At 70.7% G+C, this 18085-nt stretch carries 20 protein-coding genes; 12 read left to right on the forward strand and 8 right to left on the reverse strand.

All coding sequences use genetic code 11. The features are described from left to right. Nucleotides 1-71 precede the first annotated feature (71 nt). Together ACWIGI_RS30850 and ACWIGI_RS30855 are read left to right on the forward strand one after the other, a co-directional pair. Nucleotides 72-584, forward strand: coding sequence for a VOC family protein (locus ACWIGI_RS30850; protein ID WP_454206239.1), 513 nt, complete (start codon nt 72-74; stop codon nt 582-584). Continuing rightward, nucleotides 520-1362 carry a MerR family transcriptional regulator gene (locus ACWIGI_RS30855; protein WP_454206241.1) on the forward strand — a complete coding sequence of 281 codons (843 nt, stop codon included), beginning with the start codon at nt 520-522 and terminating at the stop codon, nt 1360-1362. The genes ACWIGI_RS30850 and ACWIGI_RS30855 overlap by 65 nt, the downstream gene beginning before the upstream one ends. Before the next feature lie 188 nt (nt 1363-1550). Here ACWIGI_RS30855 and ACWIGI_RS30860 read toward each other — a convergent pair whose 3' ends face one another. Further along, on the reverse strand, nt 1551-2297 hold the full coding sequence (locus ACWIGI_RS30860; RefSeq protein ID WP_454206243.1) for a M23 family metallopeptidase: 747 nt from the start codon (nt 2295-2297) through the stop codon (nt 1551-1553). Nucleotides 2298-2504: 207 nt separating this feature from the next. Between ACWIGI_RS30860 and ACWIGI_RS30865 the strand changes: the two genes are divergently transcribed. Beyond that, nucleotides 2505-2807 (forward strand): ArsR/SmtB family transcription factor, encoded by a 303-nt coding sequence (locus ACWIGI_RS30865; RefSeq protein WP_354988737.1) that lies wholly within the window; start codon nt 2505-2507, stop codon nt 2805-2807. 38 nt (nt 2808-2845) lie between these two features. On the opposite strand, the gene ACWIGI_RS30870 is transcribed toward ACWIGI_RS30865, so the two are convergent. Further along, nucleotides 2846-3835 (reverse strand): glycosyltransferase family 9 protein, encoded by a 990-nt coding sequence (locus tag ACWIGI_RS30870; protein WP_454206245.1) that lies wholly within the window; start codon nt 3833-3835, stop codon nt 2846-2848. Nucleotides 3836-4077: 242 nt separating this feature from the next. On the opposite strand from ACWIGI_RS30870, the gene ACWIGI_RS30875 reads away from it, so the two are divergent. Further along, a complete protein-coding gene (locus ACWIGI_RS30875; protein ID WP_454206247.1) occupies nt 4078-4428 on the forward strand; it encodes a hypothetical protein in 351 nt (116 codons plus the stop codon). Nucleotides 4429-4441: 13 nt separating this feature from the next. Here ACWIGI_RS30875 and ACWIGI_RS30880 read toward each other — a convergent pair whose 3' ends face one another. Then, nucleotides 4442-5203, reverse strand: coding sequence for an SGNH/GDSL hydrolase family protein (locus tag ACWIGI_RS30880; protein ID WP_454206249.1), 762 nt, complete (start codon nt 5201-5203; stop codon nt 4442-4444). Nucleotides 5204-5405: 202 nt separating this feature from the next. On the opposite strand from ACWIGI_RS30880, the gene ACWIGI_RS30885 reads away from it, so the two are divergent. Further along, nucleotides 5406-6050 (forward strand): TetR/AcrR family transcriptional regulator, encoded by a 645-nt coding sequence (locus ACWIGI_RS30885; RefSeq protein WP_454206251.1) that lies wholly within the window; start codon nt 5406-5408, stop codon nt 6048-6050. A gap of 79 nt (nt 6051-6129) precedes the next feature. Here the strand turns inward: ACWIGI_RS30885 and ACWIGI_RS30890 are convergent, their stop codons facing one another. The 4 genes from ACWIGI_RS30890 to ACWIGI_RS30905 form a co-directional block, all read right to left on the reverse strand. Further along, on the reverse strand, nt 6130-6465 hold the full coding sequence (locus tag ACWIGI_RS30890; protein ID WP_454206253.1) for a YnfA family protein: 336 nt from the start codon (nt 6463-6465) through the stop codon (nt 6130-6132). Between the two features lie 248 nt (nt 6466-6713). Continuing rightward, nucleotides 6714-7949, reverse strand: coding sequence for a Dyp-type peroxidase (locus tag ACWIGI_RS30895; RefSeq protein ID WP_454206255.1), 1236 nt, complete (start codon nt 7947-7949; stop codon nt 6714-6716). Further along, a complete protein-coding gene (locus ACWIGI_RS30900) occupies nt 7942-8511 on the reverse strand; it encodes a copper chaperone PCu(A)C (protein ID WP_454206257.1) in 570 nt (189 codons plus the stop codon). The genes ACWIGI_RS30895 and ACWIGI_RS30900 overlap by 8 nt, the downstream gene beginning before the upstream one ends. Before the next feature lie 370 nt (nt 8512-8881). Further along, the gene (locus ACWIGI_RS30905) at nt 8882-9427 is read right to left on the reverse strand and encodes a hypothetical protein (RefSeq protein WP_454206259.1); all 546 of its coding nucleotides are present in this window, start codon (nt 9425-9427) and stop codon (nt 8882-8884) included. Between the two features lie 118 nt (nt 9428-9545). On the opposite strand from ACWIGI_RS30905, the gene ACWIGI_RS30910 reads away from it, so the two are divergent. The 3 genes from ACWIGI_RS30910 (at nt 9546) to ACWIGI_RS30920 (ending at nt 14397) form a co-directional block, all read left to right on the forward strand. Then, nucleotides 9546-10235 (forward strand): response regulator, encoded by a 690-nt coding sequence (locus tag ACWIGI_RS30910; RefSeq protein WP_454206260.1) that lies wholly within the window; start codon nt 9546-9548, stop codon nt 10233-10235. Nucleotides 10236-10386: 151 nt separating this feature from the next. Continuing rightward, the gene (locus ACWIGI_RS30915) at nt 10387-11421 is read left to right on the forward strand and encodes a HAMP domain-containing sensor histidine kinase (RefSeq protein ID WP_454206262.1); all 1035 of its coding nucleotides are present in this window, start codon (nt 10387-10389) and stop codon (nt 11419-11421) included. A gap of 717 nt (nt 11422-12138) precedes the next feature. Beyond that, entirely contained in the window at nt 12139-14397 is a 2259-nt protein-coding gene (locus ACWIGI_RS30920) for a DUF4153 domain-containing protein (protein WP_454206264.1), read from the forward strand. Between the two features lie 9 nt (nt 14398-14406). On the opposite strand, the gene ACWIGI_RS30925 is transcribed toward ACWIGI_RS30920, so the two are convergent. After that, on the reverse strand, nt 14407-14760 hold the full coding sequence (locus ACWIGI_RS30925) for an iron chaperone (protein WP_454206266.1): 354 nt from the start codon (nt 14758-14760) through the stop codon (nt 14407-14409). A 243-nt stretch (nt 14761-15003) separates the two neighbouring features. On the opposite strand from ACWIGI_RS30925, the gene ACWIGI_RS30930 reads away from it, so the two are divergent. From ACWIGI_RS30930 to ACWIGI_RS30945, 4 genes are all read left to right on the forward strand, one after another. Beyond that, on the forward strand, nt 15004-15561 hold the full coding sequence (locus ACWIGI_RS30930; protein ID WP_454206268.1) for a sugar O-acetyltransferase: 558 nt from the start codon (nt 15004-15006) through the stop codon (nt 15559-15561). Between the two features lie 76 nt (nt 15562-15637). Continuing rightward, entirely contained in the window at nt 15638-16429 is a 792-nt protein-coding gene (locus ACWIGI_RS30935) for a helix-turn-helix domain-containing protein (RefSeq protein ID WP_454206270.1), read from the forward strand. Nucleotides 16430-16784: 355 nt separating this feature from the next. Next, nucleotides 16785-17171: an SMU1112c/YaeR family gloxylase I-like metalloprotein gene (gene gloA2 / locus ACWIGI_RS30940; RefSeq protein WP_454206272.1), complete on the forward strand. Its 387-nt coding sequence runs from the start codon at nt 16785-16787 to the stop codon at nt 17169-17171. A 322-nt stretch (nt 17172-17493) separates the two neighbouring features. Further along, nucleotides 17494-17988 carry a peptidylprolyl isomerase gene (locus tag ACWIGI_RS30945; RefSeq protein WP_454206273.1) on the forward strand — a complete coding sequence of 165 codons (495 nt, stop codon included), beginning with the start codon at nt 17494-17496 and terminating at the stop codon, nt 17986-17988. Nucleotides 17989-18085: the final 97 nt, after the last annotated feature.

The following is an 18085-nucleotide window of genomic DNA, read 5'->3' on the forward strand; positions in this document are numbered from 1 at the left end:
ACCGCCGCGCGGACCCGGCGCCGCGAGTGCCGGCTTGACCCTCACGCGGCGTGAGGTCGCAGGCTGGCCCCATGAGCGACACGTTTCCCGCTTTCGATATCAGTCCCGTTCCCGTCCCCGGCCCGGACGCGGTGCCGCCCGCGCTGTTCCGCGGCCTGTACGGCATGCCCATGTTCGTCACGATCCCGGTCGTGGACCTGGCGGCCTCGGTCGATTTCTGGGTGCGCGGGCTCGGGTTCTTCGATCTGTTCACCGTGCCCGGGCAGATCACGCATCTGCGGCGGTGGGCCTTTCAGGACGTCCTGCTCGTACCGGGTGCGGCGGGACCCTCGGCGATGACGGTGAGCTTCTCGTGCGTGCTGAGCCAGCTGGAGCAGATCGCGGCGGCGTGCGACGGGCTCGTGCCCGGGTGTGTGAGCGGGCCGCGGGCGATGCCGTGGAACTCGGTGGAGCTCGAGGTCCGCACACCCGAGGGCGCCCGCGTCATCATGACCGGGGCGCGTCCGTACGATCCGGGCAGTGCCGAAGCCGAACACCTGCGAGCGATGGGAATCGACGGCCCCGATGTACCCGCTGCCCGATGAGCTGACCGTCGGCGCGGTGGCCGCCCGGCTGGGGGTCACCGTGCGGGCGCTGCACCACTGGGACTCCATAGGCCTGGTGTGCCCGTCCGAGCGTTCGGCGGCGGGCTACCGGCTCTACACGGCCGCCGATGTGTCCCGCGCGCACCGGGTGCTGATCTACCGGGAGCTGGGGGTGCCGCTGACCGATATCGGGCCGATGCTGGACGCGCCCGGCGCCGGCGCGCTGGAGGTGCTGCGCCGTCAGCGCGATCAGATCGGCGAACGTGTCACCGAACTCGAGGCGATGGGCGCGGCCCTGGACCGCTTGATCCGGGCGCGGGAATCGGGCCTGCTGCTCTCGCACGCGCAGCAGCGGGAGATCTTCGGCCCCGAGTGGGAGCCGGGCCATGTCGCGCGGGCCGGGCAGCGCTGGGGTGAGACGGCCCAGTGGGCGCAGTACGCCGAACGCGCGGCCGATCGCACCCCGGACCAGTGGCGGGTGATCGCGGCGGCCCTGGACGAGCTGCACGCCGCGCTGGCGGCCGCCTGCCGCGCGGGCACGGTCCCGGGCAGCCCCGAGGCCGACGCGCTGGCCGAACGCCACCGGGCCTCGATGGCGGCGTATTTCGACTGCTCGCACGCGATGCAGGTGTGTCTGGGGCGCACCTATGTGGAGGAGCCCGGTTACCGGGCCTTCTACGACGGGCTGGCCCCGGGGCTGGCGAGCTGGCTGCGCGCGATCATCGACGCCAACGCCCGCGCGCACGGGGTCGATCCCGGGACCGCGACCTGGGGCTGACCCGTCCGGGCCGCGGTGTCATCGGGTACCGGCGGTCGTGCGAACCGCGCACGATGGTCGGACGGGGATCGCGGTGCCCGAATCATGGTCGGCGCCTGGGAAATACGACGACACCGGCGCGGGAACCCCTCATCGATTCCCGAGCCGGTGTCGGCGGTCGTGCGTATTCGGGTGGAGCCGTGCGGGTCTCAGTCGACCGGTGCGCCGACGTCGATGCCGCGGGCGGCGAGCCAGGGCATGGGGTCGATCGGGGCGCCGGGGGAGGTGTGCACCTCGTAGTGCAGGTGCGGGCCGGTGGAGTAGCCGCGGCTGCCGACGGTGGCGATGTCGTCACCGGCGCGGACCTGCTGGCCGGGGGCGACCAGGATGTCCTGCATGTGGCCGTAGACGCCGATGGTGCCGTCGTCCTGCTGGATGCGGACCCACAGGCCGAAGCCCGAGGCCGGGCCGGCCTCGATCACGGTGCCGTCGGTGACGGCCTTGATCGGGGCGCCGAAACCGTCGCCGAAGTCGATGCCGTTGTGCGCGGCGCCCCAGCGCTGGCCGAAGCCGGAGGTGAGCGGGCCGGCGACCGGGCGCACGGTGCGCGGGCGGTTCTGCTCCTGCTGCTGCTGGATACCGAGGTTGTGCAGGAAGTCGGTGACCTCCGGCGGCACGTTCTGCGGCATCTGGGCTTCCCACGGGGTGAACGCGGTGAAGTTGGCCTTCTGCACGCCGGGGATGTCGGCGGAGACCAGGCCCGGCGCGGAGTCGGCCAGTACGGTGGAGGCGTTAGCGGAGAGTTGGCTCGCGGAGGCGACGGCGGTGTCCTGGTCGGCGGCGGCGACAACTCCCAGGGCGGAGCCGACGACGGCGGTAACGGCCACTGCACGAGTTGCGGCCGTCCGGTACTTGCCGGCCTTGAGGGCTTTGGATAACGGAACGGTTACGGGCATGCATCGAACGTAACCGAGGTTATGACCGGGCCAGAAATGCTGTGCCTACCGTCACATCGGTACAAAATCCCAGTTCGAATGTCACGACTACATAACGACATGGAGGTAATTTCGTTATGACATTGGTGAAAGGGTATTTCGGGTGTATTGACCTCGACCCTGCCCTGCGGGCAACCTGTGTAAGTGCCCGCTAACGGAGTCCGAGTCATGACCGCTCTCGCGGACCCCACACGCCGTGCGATCTTCGAGGCTTTGCCGTCCGGAGCGCGGTCGGTCGGGGAGCTCGCGGCGGCCGTCGGCGTCAGCAGTTCCGCGGTATCGCAGCATTTGAAGGTGTTGCGGGAAGCTCGCCTGGTGATGTCGCAACCCGCGGGCAACCGCAGGCTGTACTCGCTGGACCCGCGGGGGCTGGCGGACTGCCGTGACTATCTCGAACAGTTCTGGCCCAGCGCCATCGCCGCCTACTCGGCCGCGCTGTCCTCCGCGCGGGCCGATCTGGCCGATATGTGAGGGTTCCCGCCCGTCCGGGAGCGGGGGACAGGTCCGGCTCAGCCGACCCGGCGGTACGCCTGCTGTCCGCGCCGATCCAGCCCGGTGCCCGGCCACGGCCGCTTGCGCAGCTGCTTGTCCACGGCGTTGATCACCTCGGGCACGTCGATCTTGAGCAGACCGGGGTCGGGCGTCTGGGCGGCCGGGTCGCCGACCTGCCCGGCCCACAGCACCGCGTGCCTGCCCAGCAGATGCGGCGGCGGCCCGCTGCGGCTGGGCGGTGTGGGCCCGAACAGCAGCACCGTGCGGGTGCCGAACGCGGTCGCCAGGTGCGCGACCCCGGTGTCCCCGGCGACCACCAGGGCGGATTCGGCGACGGTGGCGGCCAGTTCGATGAGGTTCTGTTCCCCGGCCAGCACCTTGGACACGGGCAGACCGGCGCGCGCGGCGACCCCGAGGGCGATGTCGCGTTCGGTCTCGTCGCCGGTGAGTACGACATCGCGGCCCTGGACGAGCAGGTGGCACACGACCGCGGCGAAGCGGTCCGGCGGCCAGCGCCGCGCGGGCGCGCCCGCCCCGACGTGCACCACGACGCAGTCGCGATGGCTGGTGGTGGCCACGGGCGGGACCAGGCCCAGATTGCGGCGATCCGCGGCGATGCCCTCGGATTCGAGCAGGTGGCACCAGCGGTCGACGTCGTGCATGTCGGGATCCCAGTCGGGTCCGGTGAGTTCGGGGAAGTAGGGATTGCGATAGGTCAGGACGCGGTCGGGGTTGGTGCGCAGCAGCTCGGCGAGCCCTTCGGTGCCGCAGCCGTGCAGGTTCACCGCGAGGGCGGGCGCCTCGCCGTCCCAGCGCACGGCCGAGGGGCCCGCGATGGGCACGAGTTCGTCGACCGCGGCGATGAGATCGATGATCGGTTTGAGGCGGTGCGGTGCGGCCAGTGCGATGTGATCCTGGGGCCTGGCCCGGCGCAGCGCGCGCAGCGCCGGGACCGCGGTGAGCAGATCACCCAGTCCGCGAGCCCGCAGCACGAGTACAACCGCCACCTGATCTCTCCTAGCCGTTCACTGCCCGCAATGTCCTTGCCTGCACCGTTTTCCGCGCGACGCCGCCGGTCTCGGCGTCGCGGCCCCACAAGGGGAGAGCCCTCCAATGCGGGAACACCGAGGGCCATTAGGAGAGGACTACCCGAGCGGCCGCGGCGCGAAACACCACGGCGCGCGGGACTCGCGACTATTTATTACTACCGCCCGTCGGAGGCGCGCGAGATCAACTACCGTGTCTGGTCATGGACTTCGTCTACAACCTGGTGGTCGTGTCCCATCTACTCGGTATGGCGGCCGTCGTCGGCGGATACGCCGCCGGTCAGCCCCGGGTCTCCGAGCTCATGGTGTGGGGTGCGCGCGCCCAGGTGATCAGCGGCATCGTGCTGGTGGGCCTGGCCGAGTCGATCGACTCGCTGGGTAAGGACCTCGACATGGCCAAGATCGGGGTCAAACTCGTTGTGGCCGTTCTGGTCGCGGCGTTCGCCGAGATGGGCCGGGCCGATGCCAAGCGCGGCAAGGCGGTGGTGTGGATGACCCACGCGGCCGGCGGGCTGGCCATCGTGAACGTCTTCGTCGCCGCGCTCTGGCACTGACCCGCGCGCGGGGTCACGACCCGTTCGCGCCCGAATCCGGTACTCGCGCCGCGGTGGCGAGGGCGCGCGCGAGTTCGGCGGCGACCACCGCCTGCCCGGCCATGGTCAGGTGAATGTGGTCCGCGCTCAGCCAGTCCGGGCGCAGGCGGGCCGGATGGTCCCAGAACTCGGTGAGGATGGCGTCGTGCCGGCGCGCGACCCGGCGGACCGTGTCGGCGTAGTCGGCGAACAGCGGGCGCAGGGGCCGGAGTTTGCCGGTGAAGGCGTCGGCGAGGGTGAACAGGGACAGGCGCGCGCCGGTGGCGGCGAGTTCGGCGCACAGGTCGTCGAGGTCGCGTTCGACGGTGTCCATGCGCGCCCCGCGCTGGAACAGATCGTTGCCGCCACCGGTGACCAGGATCAGGTCGGGTCGGAAATCGGCGACGCGGGCACGCTGTTCGGCGCGGATCTCGGGCAGGGTGGCGCCCATGCGGCCGGTGTTGAGGTAGTCCGATTCGGGGTGCGCGGCCAGGAGCCAGCGGGCCAGGCGGTCGGCCCAGGGGATGCTCGCGTAGCCGGGGCGGGGGTCGCCGATGCCCGCGGCGATCGAGTCGCCCACGACCGCCAGGCGCCGCCACGGCATGTCCGCGAACAGGTTTCGGGCTTCGGTGTCGGACAGCAGCAGGGGATCCTCGGCCTCGGTGGCGGGGTGGGGGCCGAGGGCGTCGAGATCGAGTGCGGCGGTGTGGATGTCGCGGGTGGCGCGGTGTGGGGTGCGAATGTCGTTGGTGGTCATGGTCGGTGTGCTCCTGGGTGCGCGGGTCATCGTCACTGTGACGTTGCTCGGTGGCGGCGTGTATCGGGTGTGTCGCGACGTGTGCGGTGTCCCGGGTGTCGCGGGGCCCTCCGGGAATCTAAACTGTACGTACGATCGTTCGTATTGTTGAAAAGTACGACCGATCGTGTGCTTTGGCAAGTCGAAGTGACACCATGGAGGGATGGCCGACCCCGTGCAGACCGCTGAACAGCACATCCCCGCCCCGATCTCCGATCAGCGCCTCCTCAAGGGCGCCCGGGCCCGCGCCGGCATCGCCCGCCACGCCGCCGACGTCGCCTCGGTGGAAGGACTCACCGGACTGAGCCTGGGCAGGCTCGCCGGTGATCTCGGGGTCAGCAAGAGCGGGGTGGCGACCCTGTTCGGCACCAAGGAGAAACTCCAGCTGGCCGCGGTGGCCGCGGCCCGGGAGGTCTTCATCGAGCACGTGGTCCTGCCCGCCCGATCGGAACCGCGCGGCATCGACCGGCTGCGCGGGTACATGCGGTGCTGGTTCGACTACATCGACACCCCGGTGCTGCCCGGCGGCTGCTTCCAGGTCGCGGGTATGGCCGAGTTCGACAGCCGCCCCGGCCCGGTGCACGACGCCCTGGCGGCGACCCGCGCGGAATGGTTCGCCGTCCTCGAACGCGAGATCGCGCGCGCCCAGGAGGCCGGATTCGCCGCGAGCGGCACCCCGCACGCGGTGGCGTTCCAGCTCGACGCGTTGATCAGCTCGGCCAACACCGCCGCCCGCATGGGTGAGGAGACCGCGATCGCGACCGCCCGCGAGATCGTCGCGGGACTGCTGGACCGGCGCGCGGAGTAGGCCGCCGCGGCGGCCGTTCCGTGCGAACCCTGTCACCGAGGCCGCGGTGACCGCCGATCCTGTTGTGCGGCAGCCGTATTCACGCTCCCCGCGGCGCGTACATGATGATCGCGACCCCGATCAGGCACACCAGCGCGCCCGTCACATCCCAGCGGTCGGGCCGGAATCCGTCCAGGGCCATCGCCCACAGCAGTGACCCGGCCACGAACACCCCGCCGTAGGCCGCCAGGATCCGCCCGAAGTTCGCGTCCGGCTGCAGGGTGGCCACGAACCCGTAGATCCCCAGCGCCACCACCCCGGCCCCCATCCACGCCCACCCGCGATGCTCGCGCACGCCCTGCCAGATCAGCCACGCCCCGCCGATCTCGGCGACGGCGGCCAGCGCGAACAACAGCACGGAACGCAGGACGGTCATGCGCTCACCCTAGGCGTGGCACGCATCGGTGGCGGCGACCACCCGCCGGCGCGATCCACCGGACCGTCGGCGATTGTTCCGCCGACGTTCGATGGTTCACGGTGGCGGCGAACCCCCACCGTGAGAACCGCAGCGCGCGAACAGATATCGACGACCCTGACCGTCGATCCGGGGGAGCATCAGGTCCGCCCCCGGATGACCGGCGCCCGGCCCCCGGCGGTGAAGAATCCACCGGGGCCGGGCGGATTTCAGCGACCCAGGCCGCGTGGACCCTCGAACAGGGTTTGCCCCAGGTAACCCCCGGGCTCGGGCACACCCGGAGGAATCGCGAAGACCGCGGACCCGACCGGCGTGGTCCACCGGTTGAGGGCGTCGAAGTCGGCCAGGCGCTGCTGTACCGGTAGGTACTGGGCGCCGATGTCGCGCTGGAAGGCGGTGAACAGCAATCCGGAATTGGAGAGCTGCCCGGGAGCGGGGGTGTCGTCGTAGTTGAAGCCCCGGCGCAGGAAGCGCTCGCGCTCGGTGGTGTGGTGGGCACGCGCGATATGCGAGGACGGCGGGATGAGGGTGATCCCGAACTCGTCCACGGCCTCGAAATCCGGGTCGTCGGATTCCTTGGTGCCGCCCAGCGGCGCGCCGTCGGAGTCACGCCGGCCCAGGGTGATCGCCCGCGCCTCGGCGTCCATCTCGTCCCAGCTGTCCAGGTTCATGGCGATGCGGCGCAACACCATGGAGGTGCCGCCCGCCAGCCACGGCGTGCTCGCCCCGTCGTCCCACACCAGGGTGTCGAAATCCAGGGTCCCGGGGGCGATGTTGACCGTGCCGTCGACCTGGCCGAGCAGGTTCCGCATGGTCTGGCCCCGGGAGGCGTTGCGGAACCCGCGCTGCACCCATTTCACGGTGACGAGGGACTTCACGTGTTTGGACAGCACCCGGACCGCGTGCGAGACCGTGGTCGCCTCGTTCGAGCACACCTGCAGCAGCAGATGCGCGCCCGTGTACGCCGGATCGAGTTCGTCGATGCCGTACGCGGGCAGCGGCGCCAGCCAGCTCGGGCGCTCGGCCGTCAGCCCGGCGATCGTGAACAGTTCCGGCCCGAATCCGACGGTGATCGTCAGTTTCGCGGGCCGGGCCGCCAGTTGGGGTTCGGTGTCCGCGAGCGCGGGCCGGCCCCGGGTGAGGCGGGCCGCGTCGTCGGTCCAGATCTTCAGCACACCGATCACGTCCTCGCGATCGGTGCCCGGGGCCAGGTCGAAACCCAGGAACGCCACCTGGTCCTGCGGATCGGTCGCGATCCCGGCCTGATGCGGGCCGTAGAACTCGATCGTCTCCAGGGCCGGATCCCGATCGTGCTCACGATGGGTGAGAGTTGAAGCGCCCCAGCCTATTCCGGCCGCACCGGCGGCCCCGGCGACGGCCGCGCCGCCGCCCAGGAGCCGCCGGCGCGTGACCCGGCTCGGATGCGGTAGCGCGGGCTCAGCCACCGTGGGCGGGGTTCTGCGCGCCGGGCGCGGCGTGCTCGCCGCCGCTGTAGTTCTCGTTGCCGCCCGCGAAATCGCGCACCTGCGCCGACACCGTGGTGGTGGAGCCGTCGGCGAAGATCAGCGTGATGGGCGTTTCGGACCCGGTGCGCAGCGGCTGCTTCAGATCCATGAACATCAGATGGTCCGAGCCGGGCTTCAGGGTGACCGACCCGTGCGCGGGAATGGTGATCCCGCCTTCCTTGGGGCGCATGGTCTTGTCCCCGCCCGCCGCGGCCACGACCTCGTGGATCTCCACGCGCGCGGACACCGGGCTGGACGCGGCGACCAGATTGACCGGGGCGTCACCGGCGTTGGTGAGAATGCCGAACGCCGCGGACATGCCGCTGTCGGCGGCCTTGATCCACTGATCGTCGTAGCTGATCTCGTCGGCGGCCTTGCCGGTGGACGAGGAGGCCGAGTCGCTGGAACAGGCGGCGGGGAAGATCGCCAGCGCGGACACCGCCGCGAGCAGGCCGAGACGGCGGACGGTACGCGGGGTACGGGCGAGCAGTGCGTGGGACACGAGAAACTCCGATCGAATGAGAGGGGATGCGGAATTCGTTCCGGGCGAGACGCCGGTGCCGTGAGCGGGCCGCCGTGCACGAGGGACAGCCGACGCACGGACAGCGCGGCGTGAGCTCGCGCGGTTGTGCGAGGCGAGACCTGGTGTGCGAGTCGAATTATCGGGCGCACGAGCACGTTTCGGCCGCCGGACACGCCCCGCGCGGCCTCCTGCTTGCACGCTCGAGAATCGGAGCGCGGCGGGATGCCGAACCTGCGCGGCAACGCGAACACAGCGGGGAACCCGAGCCGATACCGACTACGCGCGCGCAGCAGGGTGCAACAAGGTGCAACCGGCCATCGCGGGCGCGATGCGAGCCGAGAGCGTGGGGTTACGCCGGAACGAAGGGAGAGAACCCCGCCGTCGGCGGCCCGCGCCGCCCGATACCCGGACTCACCAGCAGGCGGCGAACCACCGCCCGCTCGTCGGCCACGAACGCCCGCGCGGGCAGCGCCGCCGGCGCGAGCACACCGTCCAGGGCGACCATGAACCGCCGCACACTGGTGACCGCCCGCCGCACACCGACCTCGGCGGCCCCGATGAGCACCGCGCCCACCGGAACGGCCACCAGGTGCGCGGCCAGCATGAGCGGCGTCGCGCCGTGGTGATGATGACCCGGCGACATCGACAAAGCGACATGCCCGACCGCCTGCCCGACCGCGAGCATGCCCATGGTCGAGGCCAGCACGTGCGCGGGCCGCACGGCCGCGACCACGACGCCGATCAACCCGCAGGCCGCCAGCAGCAGCGCCATCGCGGACCCGGCCGGCATCGAGGCGCCGCCGCCGAGAGCGTGCGCGAAGATCGCGACCGCCCCCGAGGTCGCCCCGACGGCGGCGCCGCGCAGGGGCGCGGTGTGATCCGTCGGTGAGCGCACCCGCCCATAGTAGGGCCGACCCCGCCCTGACCGGCGCGCAGGTGCGGTGACCGGCGTCTCCACAACATCTCCACACGCGGGGCGAACCATCTCCACGCCCACTGCATAGGGTCACACCATGGAAGCGACCCAGCAGCGCACCGCCCGGCGCATTCTGGTGGTGGAGGACGAACCCACCATCGCCGAATCCATCGCCGCACGCCTGCGCGCGGAAGGGTTCAGCGTCGACCTCGCGCACGACGGGCCCGCCGCGGTCACCGCCGCCGAAACCCTCGACCCGGACCTGGTGGTCCTGGACGTGATGCTGCCCGGCTTCGACGGACTCGAGGTGTGCCGGCGCATCCAGGCGCGCCGCCCGCTGCCGGTGCTCATGCTCACCGCCCGCACCGACGAGACCGACATGCTCATCGGACTCGGCGTCGGCGCGGACGACTACCTCACCAAACCGTTCTCCATGCGCGTGCTCACCGCCCGGATCCACGCGCTGCTGCGCCGCGTCGAACGCACCGCCGCACCCGGCGCGGCGATCGTCGTCGGGGACCTGCGCATCGACCTCGACCAGCGCCGAGTCTGGCGCGCCGACACCGAAACCCAGCTCACCCCACTGGAATTCGAGCTGCTCGTGCACCTGGCCCGGCGACCGCGCACGGTCCTGGCCCGCGAACGCCTGCTCTCGGAAGTATGGGGCTGGGCCGACGCCTCGGGCACCCGCGCGGTGGACAGTCACATCAAGGCCCTGCGCCGCAAACTCGGCCCCGACCTCATCCGCACCGTCCACGGGGTCGGCTACGCGCTCGAGGCGCGATGAGCGCGGGGGAGTGGGCCGCGAGAGTGGCCGCGGCACTGCACGAATGCCCCGAACGCCGGGATGGTTCGATAGGGGGTGCGCGGAGGGGGAGCTCCGCGCGGCATCGGGTGTGTGCCCACCCGACGCCTGTGCGCTATCGGCGGGGGGATGCGTGAGCGAACGCGGGGAACGAGTACGGGAAGCGGCCCGACAGGTCGCCGCGCGACTGCCGCGCCCGCTGGACCGGGTCCGCTCGATCAAGGCCAAGCTCGCCATCCTCATGGTCGGCTCGGGCGCGGTCGCGTTCGGCTTCTTCGCCCTGCGTATCGGCTGGCTGCCCCCGCGCACCACCGCCGCGGCCGTCCTGCTCGCCTTGGCCACCTCGCAGATCCTGGCGCACGGCATGACCATGCCGCTGCGCGAGATGACCGCCGCCGCCAAACACATGGCCCAGGGCGACTATTCACGCCGGGTCCGCGCCACCTCTCGCGACGAGGTCGGTCAACTCGCCGCCGCGTTCAACTCCATGGCCGCCGACCTCGCCGCCGCCGACCAGCAGCGCCGCGAATTCATCGCCAACGTCTCCCACGAACTGCGCACCCCCATCACCGCCCTGGGCGCGGTGCTCGAGAATCTCGTCGACGGGGTCGCCGAACCCGACCCGGCGACCCTGCGCACCGCGCTCGCCCAGACCGAGCGCCTGAGCCTGCTGGTGTCCGAGCTCCTCGCGCTGTCCAGCATCGAAGCCGGCGCGGTCGCCCTGGACCGCGAACAGTTCCCGCTCGAGCCACTGCTGACCGAAGTCGTGGCCGAAGCCGAGGTCATGGCCGCCGCCGTGGACCGCCCCGTGCGCTTCACCATCGCCGCGACCCCCGGCCTGCTGGTCCGCGCCGATCGCGCCCGCCTGCACCAGGTCCTGCTCAACCTCGCCGACAACGCCACCCGGCACGGCCCCGCCCGCGGCGAGGTCCGCCTCGAAGCCCACACCCTGCGCGGGCACACGGTGATCGAGGTGGCCGACGACGGCCCCGGCATCCCACCCGCCGAACGCCCCCGCGTGTTCGAACGCTTCACCCGCGGCGGCCGCACCACCAGCGGCGGCACCGGCCTCGGCCTGGCGATCGCCCGCTGGATAGTCGACCTGCACGGCGGCACGATCGCCGTGGCAGCCCCCGGCTCCCGCATCCGCCTGACCCTTCCAGACTGACCACCCTCGCCCCCGCCTCGATGACCCGCCCCGGGCATCGAGCCACCCCGCCACACCTGCACGCCACCACCACAAACCACCCACACACCGACCCGGCCTCGAATACCGGGACCACCCAACACATCCACAGGAGGTCCGATGTCCGACACCCCCGCCCATCCCGGCGAGCCCCCACACTCGAAACCCCAGCCCACGCCGGACACCCTCAGCGCCGGGGAGTCGCTGAGCGGTACCCCCGCCACGGGCACCACCGTCCCGCCCACCGATTCGCCGGCCCTCACGCCCAATGCGGACACTGCTTCGCTTGGCGCGCAACGTGTTTCGTCCGAAGCCGATGCGCGTGACGCGAGTGCCTCGACCGATTCACGAACCTCTCTCGCTGAATCCCCGGGTGCTACCTCCGTTGATGCGGCGCACACGCCCGATACCGAGGCAAAGGGAAGCCTGGGCTCCACCGCCACCCGGGAGACGGCGACACCGGTTCTCGCGCATGCCACCCCCGGCGATCGGCAGGCCGGGTCGGAGACCGCAGAGGGGAGTGCCACCAACCTGGCGGGCAGCACGGTCGAGGGGTCCGTGCCGCCCGCCGGATCAGGCGGCGACGTCAGCGTGCCGGAGCCCTGGGCCCGCCCCGAACCCGGATCACCGGTCGCCGGGCCCGTGGCCTGGGGAGCACCCCCGGCCACGGGCAACGCGGCTCCGGTCCAACCGCACTGGATGACGAACCTCGCACTGACCCCCGGCAACGGGGCCGTGACCGGTCTCGACCCCATGCGCCCCGTCGCGTACACCGCCATGCCGGTCCGCGTACCCCCCAAGTCCAGCCGGATCCCGATGGCCCGCGGCACCCTGCCCGCGATTGCCGTGAGCGGCCTCGCCGGCGCGGTCCTGATCCCCCTCGACCGCCCCGGCGTCGGCTGGCTCCTCGCCGGCCTGGCCACCGCCGGCGCGGTCTACGCCGTGGACGCGACCGCCCGCCGCCGCGCGGACACCCAGGAGTCGGCCACCGAGGATCACGATGCCGCACGTTCCGGAGTTTCCGGCCCACCAGGCGATGCGAAATCCGCTGCGGGACAAGCGGCCGGCGCAACTGTCGCGCCGGATGCCGAGACATCGTTCGACGCTGCTGGGGTGAGTACAGAGGTATCCACCCAGGATTCCGCCACCTCGCGGGACCGAACCGACGATTCGCCCGTAACCACGGCCACCGCCGTGGGCGCCGATCACGGTCCGGCGGTCACATCGAACAACGCGGCCGCCTCGCCTACCACCGCGCCGGGTTCGGGGACGCCATTGCAAGCGGCCACGGCGAGTGCGGGGTTGTCCAGCGGGGATACCGCTGCCTCGTCGGGTCCCACCGAGGATTCGCCGACCGCAACCGTTGCGAGCAGTGGTCCCGGTCAGGCAGCCGTGTCTGACACTGCGGCCGTCTCGGCGACCACCGAAGTCCCCGGCTCCCAGGGCATCGAGCATGTGGAGGGGACGATTCCCGGCAAAGCTGGAACCCCTCCTGCGCGGGCCGCCGCGACCGGCGGAGTCGATGAAACGGCGTCGCACGCGGCTCGGCCCGCCGCGGCGAGCCCGGGTGCGCCGGGGCCACACGCTCCGCTCTACCCGGCGGCCTCCACGAATGCCATTGGCGCGCAACACGAATCGCCCGCCGAGCCGGAAACCGCTTGGACCCGGATCTTCGGGGCGGCCGGATCGCGGCGATCGGTCACGCTCGGGCGGATCTGGTGGGTCGCGCTCGCCATCGGGCTGCTCGGGGTCGGGGCGGTGCGGGCGGCGGAGTGGCTGTTCGTGCTGTGCCTGATCGGGGCCGCGGTGTCGGCGTCGCTGGCGGTCGTGTCGCGGCGCTCGATCTACGGGGCCGTGTACGACCTGTGCGCGGTGCCCATGCAGGCGGTCGGGTCGGTGCCGTGGGTGTACCGGGGCATGCGCGCGGTCCGGGGGCGTACGGCCTCCTCCTCGCAGCGCATGTGGTGGTCGCTGCTGGTCACTGTCGCGCTGCTGCTGGTGTTCGTGCCGCTGCTCGCGGGCGCGGACGCGGTGTTCGCCCGTTTCGTCGAGGACCTGTTGCCCGCACTGGCGGTCGACGAACTCGTGCGCTGGGTCTTCGTGTTCCTCGTCGTCGCGGCCTGCGCGGCGGGCGCGCTCTACCTGCTGGCCGGGCCGCCCCCGGCCGCCGCCGACGCCCCCGAGGGCGCGTTCTCGACCTTCTTCGGCATACATCGCGCCCCGGGCCACCGGCCCCGGCGCTTCACCCGCATGGAATGGGGCCTGCCCATCGGCGCGCTCACCCTGCTGTTCGCGCTGTTCCTGGTCTCCCGCCTGGCGGCCATGTTCGGCGGCGACTCCTACGTGATGAGCAACGGCGGCCTCACCTACGCCGAATACGCGCGCAGCGGATTCTGGCAGCTGTCCATCGTCAGCCTGCTCACCCTCGCGGTCATCGCGGTCGTACAGCGCACCGCCGCACAGGAATCGGCCGCCGACCGCCTGTGGCTGCGCCTGGCCGTCGGCGCGGTCAGCGTGCTGACCCTGGTGATCGTCGCCTCGGCCCTGCACCGCATGTGGGTGTACCAGGAGGCCTACGGATTCACGATCATGCGCCTGCTGGTCGAGGTGTTCGAACTCTGGATCGGCCTGGTCTACCTGATGGTGCTCGCGTCACTGGTGAAACTGCGCCGCCAGTGGGTGCCGCGCGCCGCGATCGGCGCCGCCGCGGCGACCCTGCTCGCACTCGCGGTCGTCAACCCCGAACTGCTGGTGGCCGAACGCAATGTCGATCGCGCCCTCGAGCACGGCAAACGTCTGGACGACTACTACCTCGCCGACCTCTCGCCGGACATCCTGCCCGCCCTCGCACCCCTGCCCGCCGCGGACCGCGCCAAGATCGAGCGCGCCGTGCTCGCCGACCTCGAGGACGATTCCTGGCAGGGCTGGAACCTCTCCCGCTCGTCCGCCCGCAACTGACCGGACCGATCAGGCGGTGCCGCGCCGCTCCGCGAGCCGCGCGGCCACCTGCCCGATCAACTCGTACGGAATCGGCTCGCTCAGCGGGAACTTCAACGTCCCCTTACCCGCCCGATACGGCGCGATGGCCGCCTCGAACGCCGCGTCCCCCTCGGGAATCGGGTACACGCTCACATGCTTGGCCCAGCCGCCGTAGAACACCACGACCTTGCCGTCCAGCTTGAGCGCCGGAATCTGATAGCTGATGGCATCGGACCCACCCGGCACCGCAGCGTGCACCGTCGCCCGGATCGTCTCCAGCACCTCCCGCACCTCGGGCGGGAACTGCGCGATGTACTCCTGAACGGTGCTCGCCACTGCCATGTCTGCCACCTTCGCCGGTATCGGTCGGGAACAGCACTGCCGAACTCGACCGTACCGCCGAGACGCGCGCGCCCGGCCGAACCCGAGCGTCTCGGTCGTACAACCGCGCCCCGAGCACGCCGGAGGACATGCCCGGGCGTCCGCGATCGCGGACGACCCAAACCAGCCACCGCGCCGGAAAGCCTGTGTCGCACAGCCCACATCCCCGTGCCCGCATCCCCGCACTCGAGCACTATGGGCGGAGTGGGAGAACACAAGGACCGCATGCTGCGCGGCGAGCTCTATCGCGACAACGACCCCGAACTGGTCGCCGAGCGCCGCCGCTGCCAAGAACTGCTCGACAGCTTCAACACCACCCGCGCGGGGGAGGACGACCGGCGCCGCACCATCCTCACCGACCTGCTCGGCGCGATCGGCGCGGGCTCCTGGATCATGCCCCGCTTCCAATGCGACTACGGACACCTGATCCGCCTGGGCGACAACAGCTTCCTCAACTACGACGCCATCGTCATGGACTGCGCACCCGTCACCATCGGCAACGACGTCTCCATCGGCCCCCGGGCCCAGCTCCTGACCGCCCTGCACCCCATGGCCGATCACGAACTCCGCCGTCAACGCTGGGAGACCGCCGCACCCATCACCATCGGCGACAACGTCTGGCTCGGCGGGGGAGTCATCGTCTGCCCCGGGGTGACGATCGGCGCCGACACGGTCGTCGGCGCGGGCAGCGTCGTCACCCGCGACCTCCCGCCGAAGGTCTTCGCCGCGGGCAACCCGGCCCGCGTGATCAAGACCCTGTAACCCGCGCGGGTGGTGGTCTCTCCCCATTACCCGGCGGGTAATGGTTGTGGCGAGCACGGATTCGTACGATCTGGACATGCGTACTCACACCGCCGGTGACCTTCTCCGGCATTGGCGCGTCACCCGCAGGCTCAGCCAGCTCGAGCTCGCCGGGCGCGCGGAGACCTCCACCCGGCACCTGAGCTTCATCGAGACCGGCCGCTCCACCCCCAGCCGGCAGATGATCCTGCACCTGTCCGAGGAACTCGAGATCCCGCTGCGCGAACGCAACCGCATGCTCCTCGCGGCCGGCTACGCCCCGGTCTACACCGAACCGGAACTCGACGCGCCCGCCATGGCCCCCGTACGCACCGCCGTCCGCCAGATCCTCGCGGGCCACGAACCGCACCCGGCCCTCGCGGTGGACGCCGGCTGGAACATGGTCGACGCCAACGCCGGAATCGCCCTGTTCCTCGCGGGCGTCGACCCCAGCCTGCTTGCCGGCCCGGTCAACGCCCTGCGCCTGAGCCTGCACCCCGCCGGTCTCGCACCGCGCATCATCAACCTCGCCGAATGGCGCGGGCACCTCTTCGAGCGCCTGCAACGCCAGATCGACGTCAGCGGCGCACCCGAATTGACCGCCCTGCTGGCCGAATTGCGCGCCTACCCGGGCGGTGAAGAGGCCCCCGGCCTCCCCGAACCCGATCAGGCGGTCGTACCCCTGCGCCTGCGCCTGGACGAGCACGAACTCGCTTTCATCAGTGTCACAACGGTATTCGGCACCCCGATGAACGTGACCGTCGCCGAACTGGCGATCGAGGCCTTCTTCCCGGCCGACGCGGCCACCGCGACCCTGCTCCGCGAGCGCATAGCCGTGACCGCGGACTGATCCGACACGCCGAACGTCGGGGGAGTCCGATGGTTCCGTGCGTTGTTCGTCAGGTGTGAGGCAGGGGAGTGGGGGCGATCCGTCGCCTGCCAGACCGCCCCAGTTGCGTTCTGTAACAGCACATCTGGGTCTGATCTGAAGCCTCGCGACGGAGCGGCGTAAGCGTCCTGCGCGTTAGGAGAAATCGGTATCTCTAAGATACCTACATGGAAATATGCGCATCTACACATGTGGTTCCGAATGTTGGGAAAAGTCGCGGTCTGGAGGTGGCCATAAGGAAAAAAGACAGCTCTTACAAAGAGGGCCGGCGCGCGGCGCGGTCGAGCGGGGGGAGGGGTGGGATAGCTTGGGGGGCGTGGAGCTGCGTCGAATCCATCATGTGGCGGTGATCGCCACCGATTACGCGAGGTCCAAGGACTTCTACGTGGGAGTGCTGGGGTTGCGGGTGCTGGCCGAGCACTACCGGGCGGAAAGGCGTTCGTACAAGCTCGATCTGGAGTTGCCGGACGGTGGGCAGATCGAGTTGTTCTCGTTCCCGGATCCGCCGCCGCGGCCGTCCCAGCCGGAGGCGGCCGGCCTGCGGCACCTGGCGTTCGTGGTGCCGAGCGTGGGGGAGGCGCTGGCCGAGCTGGCTGATAGGGGAGTGCGGGTGGAGGAAGAGCGGGTCGACGAGTACACGGGCAAGCGCTTCGCGTTCTTCTTCGATCCGGACGATCTGCCGCTCGAGCTCTACGAGGCCTGAGGGTCTCGGTGGGATCCGTCTGGAAATCAGACGATGGAAATATGCGCATCTGAACATCTTTTCTGCTGATATCTTTTTCCTCCCCGAACTCACCTGTGCGGCAACGTCGCGACCACCGTCGCTCACCTTCTTTCGCCCCGATCGGGGGGTCGCGGCAGGGTCGGCAGATGTGCACGCTGCGGATCCGAGCGTCGCGGGTTCGGTACGCCCTCGGAGCCGGTGGAGGTTCGATCCTGTTGCGGGACAGCGGTTTGCGTGGTTCGGCGTGGAGGTTTCGATGCCGGGCGGTCGGGTGTTTCGGGGCTCCCATACGATGGTGGCCATGACCACAGTGCTCCTGAAGACCTCCGCCGGGGATATCACCCTGGAACTCGACGAGGCCAAGGCGCCGAAGACCGTCGCGAACTTCGTCGACTACGTCAAGGCGGGCCACTACACCGATACCGTGTTCCATCGCGTGATCCGCGGCTTCATGATCCAGGGCGGCGGCATGACCGCCGACATGCAGCAGAAGCCGGCGCCGAACAAGGTGGAGAACGAGGCTAACAACGGTCTCAAGAACGACAAGTACACCGTCGCCATGGCGCGCACCATGGATCCGCATTCGGCGAGCGCGCAGTTCTTCATCAACTCCAACAACAACGACTTCCTGAACTACCCGGGCCAGGATGGCTTCGGCTACACCGTGTTCGGCAAGGTCGTCGACGGTATCGCCGCCGTGGACGCGATCGAGGGCGTGCGTACCGGTTCCAAGGCCGGGCACCAGGATGTGCCGGCCGAGGCCGTCACGATCTTCTCGGCCGAGGTGGTCGGGTAAGTAAGGGTTCTTCCGACTTCGAAGCGGGGGGGGGGGGGGTCTAAAACCGCCGCCGGGAGGATTAACAGCCCGGGGCGGGGGTAGGGGGCCAAAGACC

Source organism: Nocardia sp. NPDC055321 (genome assembly GCF_053645575.1).